Source organism: Kitasatospora sp. NPDC056783, from assembly GCF_042789895.1.
Classification (GTDB): Bacteria; Actinomycetota; Actinomycetes; order Streptomycetales; family Streptomycetaceae; genus Kitasatospora.
Map to the genome: position 1 here is coordinate 1 of NZ_JBHUAF010000539.1, position 4,467 is coordinate 4,467.

General features: G+C 73.2%; 3 protein-coding genes. All 3 read left to right on the forward strand.

Features of this window, described 5'->3' with window-relative positions:
• Nucleotides 1–238 precede the first annotated feature (238 nt).
• The gene (locus ACFRMQ_RS38655) at nucleotides 239–1,456 is read left to right on the forward strand and encodes a 3-hydroxybenzoate 6-monooxygenase (protein WP_380735572.1); all 1,218 of its coding nucleotides are present in this window, start codon (nucleotides 239–241) and stop codon (nucleotides 1,454–1,456) included.
• 39 nt (nucleotides 1,457–1,495) lie between these two features.
• Complete coding sequence (locus ACFRMQ_RS38660; RefSeq protein WP_380735573.1) at nucleotides 1,496–2,551, forward strand: ketoacyl-ACP synthase III family protein; 1,056 nt, start codon at nucleotides 1,496–1,498, stop codon at nucleotides 2,549–2,551.
• Between the two features lie 419 nt (nucleotides 2,552–2,970).
• Entirely contained in the window at nucleotides 2,971–4,356 is a 1,386-nt protein-coding gene (locus ACFRMQ_RS38665) for an aldehyde dehydrogenase family protein (RefSeq protein ID WP_380735574.1), read from the forward strand.
• The last annotated feature ends 111 nt before the right edge of the window (nucleotides 4,357–4,467 follow it).

Sequence of the window (4,467 nt, forward strand, 5' to 3'; positions counted from 1 at the left end):
CCCTGAGCCCCACCTCCCAGGCCCACCTCCCCCGGGCCGCCCCAGTGGCTCCGGCCGGACGGAAACCCCCCAGTCCGTCCGACCGGAGCCACTGTCCTCCCCTTTTCCAGCTCCCGGAATTCCGGGGGCTTTTCCGTTTTCCGGCCAGCTGACGAAGTCAGGTTCCGTTCATTGCCGCAGGGCCTGGCCCGGCGAAAACATGTGTGTTATCTCCCGACGACAGGAAAGGGACTCGGAAATGCCGAAGACAGCAATCGCCGGTGGCGGAATCGGCGGTCTGGCGACCGCTCTGAGCCTGGCCCGGCGCGGGCACGACGTTGTGGTGCTCGAACGCCGGGACTGCTTCACCGAGATCGGCGCCGGCATCCAGCTCGGGCCGAACGCGTTCCAGGCGCTGGACCGGCTGGCCGTCGGCGAAGCGGTCCGGGCCCGCGCGGTGCACATCGACGAACTCCGCTTCATGGACGGCACGACCGACGAGAAGGTCGTCTCGATGCCGCTCACCGGTGCCTACCGGGCCCGCTTCGGCAACCCGTACGCCGTGGTGCACCGCGTCGACCTGTACGAGCCGCTGCTGGCCGCCTGCCGAGCCGAACCCTCGGTGGAACTGCGCGTCGACTGCTCGGTGGAGCGCTACGAGCAGGACGCCGACGGGGTGACCGTCCTGCTGGCCGACGGCGAGCGGGTCCGCGCCGACGCGCTGATCGGCGCCGACGGCATCAACTCCTTCGTCCGCAAGCAGCTCGTGGGCGACGGCTACCCGCAGGTGTCCGGGCACACCATCTACCGCTCGGTGATCCCCATGGAGGAGGTCCCCGAGGAACTGCGCTGGAACACCGTGACGCTGTGGGCGGGCCCCAAGTGGCACTTCGTCCACTACCCGATCGGCAGCGGCGAGTTCCTCAACCTGGCCGCCACCCGCGACGACGGCGCCACGGAGGCCGTGCTCGGGCTGCCGGTGGAGCGCGACCACGTCCTCGACGAGTTCCCGGGCCTCGGCGAGACCGCCCGGCGCCTGCTGGAGCTGGGCCGGGACTGGAAGTCCTGGGTGCTGTGCGACCGCGACCCGGTGGAGCGCTGGGTCGACGGCCGGGTCGTCCTGGTCGGCGACGCCGCCCACCCGATGCTCCAGTACGCCGCCCAGGGCGCCTGCCAGGCCATCGAGGACGCCGTGGTGCTCGGCGAGCTGATCGGCACCGAGCCGGCCGACTTCGCCCAGCGCTTCGAGAAGTTCAACGCCGACCGCCGCGAACGCACCGCCGCCGTCCAGTTGCTGGCCCGCGAGATGGGGCGCCGGCTGTACCACCCGGCGGGCGAGGCCGCCGAGGCCCGCAACGCCATGCTGCGCTCGCTGTCCGACGAGGACCTGTACCGGAAGGTCCAGTGGCTGCACGGCGGCGAGGTCGGCACCGGACGCGGCCCCGGCCCCGTCCCGGTCATCGAGCGGACGGTCTGAACCCGCCCGACCGCCTCTCGTGAGAGGAGTACATCCACCATGCGTCACGACAACCTGTACATCACGGGCGTGGGGGCCTGGTACCCGAAGCCGGTTCCCGTCGAGGAGGCCATCGAGGCCGGCCTGTACGACGACGCCACCCGGCGCCGCTCAGGCCAGAACTCCGCGGCCGTGGCCGGCGACGACGACACCCAGCCGGTGATGGCGGTGCGGGCCGGAAAGCTGGCGCTGCGCCACTCCGGCCTGGAGGCGGACGAGTTCGGGCTCCTGCTGCACGCCACGGGCGCCTTCTGCGGCCTGGACGGCTGGAACGTCGGCTCCTACCTCCAGCAGCAGGTGCTGGACGGCAACGGGCTGTCCGTCGAGGTCAAGCAGCAGTCCAACGGCGCCATGGCGGCGATCGAGCTGGCCGCGGCCTTCCTCGCCGGCCGCCCCGAGCGGCAGGCCGCGATGATCACCTCCTCGGACCGTTTCGAGAGGCCGACCTGGAACCGCTGGCGCACCTACCCGGGCCTGGTGCTCGGCGACGGCGCGAGCGCCGCGGTGCTCTCCCGCGCCGGCGGCTTCGCCCGGATCGCCTCCGTCGCCACGGAGAGCCGGTCCGACCTGGAGCGAGCCCAGCGCGCCGGGGTGGAGTTCACGCCGTACCCCGACTTCGACGACCCCAAGGCGTACCCGGTCAACCTCGTCGACCGGATGCGGGCCTTCGTCGACGAGGAACACGAAGGCCGGATCTCCGAGGTCTTCAAGCGGATGAACGAGGCCCTGATCCTGTCCGTCGGGCGGGCGAGCGAGGAGGCCGGGGTCCGGCCCGAGGACATCGACCACCTGGTCTTCCCGAACTTCGGCAAGACGATGCTGCGTCAGGAGGTTCTCACGCCGCTGGGACTGGACGAGGCCAGGACGCCGGTCGAATTCGTCCGGGAGACCGGCCACGTCGGCGCGGTCGACCAGTTCGGCGGCCTGGAGTACCTGATCCGCGCGGGCCGGCTGGAGGCGGGGCAGCGGGTGCTGCTGTGCGGCATCGGGCTGGGCTTCAACTGGACCAGCGCGGTCCTGGAGATCGACCGGACCCCCGCGCCGGTCGCCGGCTGACCCGCGGCGCCACGGCGAAGGGCCCGGACACCTCCTCCTCGGTGCCCGGGCCCTTTCGGTGTGCGCCCGTCAGGAGGCCCGCGGGCCCCGGGCGCGGGGCAGCCCGCACCTGTTCACCGCCGCGGGTGCGGACACGCACAACCCGGGAGCCACCTTCCGGTGGACGGGAAACCCCTACGAGGGCGGATTCCCGCACTTCCTTTCCTATTGGCGGGACTGGGCCGAGGAAATCCTCGACAAGGTGGCGCCAGGCGCCCCGCCCCAGGCCGGTTGATCCGTTTCCTCATTACTGAAGGGGGCCCGAAGTTGTCCACCGCAGACCCGATTCTCGAACTTCCCTCCGGCGTCACGCCCGACCCTGGTCCACTGACCGCCGGCCGCCCCGGCACCGAGGCGCGCGCCTACGAGGGGGTCCACTGATGGACGAGCCGCACCTCCTCGACGCGCTGGGCCCCGCAGGCCCGTACCGCGCCCGCAAGCGCGAGACCGTCACCGACACCGCCGGCTTTCCCGTCGCCGAACTCAGCCTCACCCCAAGGCTGTTCGTCACCCGCGCGCTGTCCGCCCTGCACCGGGCGACGCCGCTGCCGCTGGAACGGCGGCTGGCCGCGCTCGCCGAGGCCGGGCGGATGTTCCGCGAGGACACCGTGGATGGCCTGTCGTACCGGGAGTACGAGCAGACGGTGGCCCGGGTCTCCGGCATCCCGCTGCCCGCCGTGCGCTCCGCCGCCGACGAGATCGCCGACTCCGCCCAGCGCGCGCTGGCCGGCGCGTACGGCGCGCTGCCCGGCGGCGCGGTGCTGGACTGGCGGGACCCGCGGACCCGGGCCGGCGCCGCGGTGTGGACGCGGCGCGGTGACGTCCTCGCCGTCAACGCGGCCGGCAACCACCCGGCCCCGCACGCCCTGTGGCTGGAGGCCCTCGCCCTCGGCTACCGGGTGGCCCTCCGGCCCTCACGGCGGGAGCCGTTCACCCCGCACCGCCTGGTGACGGCGCTGCGCGCGAGCGGCTTCGGCGACGACCACGTGGCGCTGCTGCCGACCGACCACGCGACGGCCGACGAGGTGCTGCTGGGCGCCGACCTGGCGCTGGTGTACGGCGGTGACGACGTGGTGCGCAAGTACGCCGACGACCCCACCGTCCTGGTCCAGGGCCCCGGCCGGACCAAGATCCTGGTCACCGAGGGCGGCGACTGGCGCGCGCACCTGGACACGATCGTGGACTCGATCGCCCACCACGGCGGCGTCAAGTGCGTCGACGTCACCGCGGTCCTGGTCGAGGGGGACCCGGCGCCGCTGGCCCGCGCCCTCGCCGAGCGCCTCGGCGCGCTGCCGAGCCTGCCCGCCGAGGACGAGAAGTCCGCGCTGCCCGTCCAACCGGCCGACCGGGCGCGGGCGTTGGAGCGGCACCTGCGGGAGCGCGCCAGGGGCACGGTGGCCCACCTCGGCGGCGACGGCGTGGTGGAGGAACTCCCGGGCGGGGGAGCGGTGCTGCGCCCGGCGGTGTTCGAGGTACCCGATCTGAAGGGCGGCTGGCACACCGCCGAACTGCCCTTCCCCTGCGTGTGGGTGGCTCCCTGGAGCCGCGCCGAGGGGACGGGCGAGCTGCGCGACACGCTGGTCCTCGGTGTCCTCAGCGGCGACGAGGACCGGGACGCCGACCTCGTCGACGAACTGGTCGACGACCCGACCGTCGCCAACGTGTACCTCGGTGACCACCCGACCCACTGGATGGACCGCGCTGTGCCGCACGACGGCTACCTCGGCGACTTCCTGATGCGGACCAAGACCGTCCTGCGCGGCTGAACGGAAGGCCGGCCGCCCGAGCCCGAACCCGAACGGCGCCGCCAGGGCCCGGACGTACGCGTCCGGGCCCTTCCGCGTGCCCGTCCGTGCCCGTCGGGTGCCCGTCCGGGC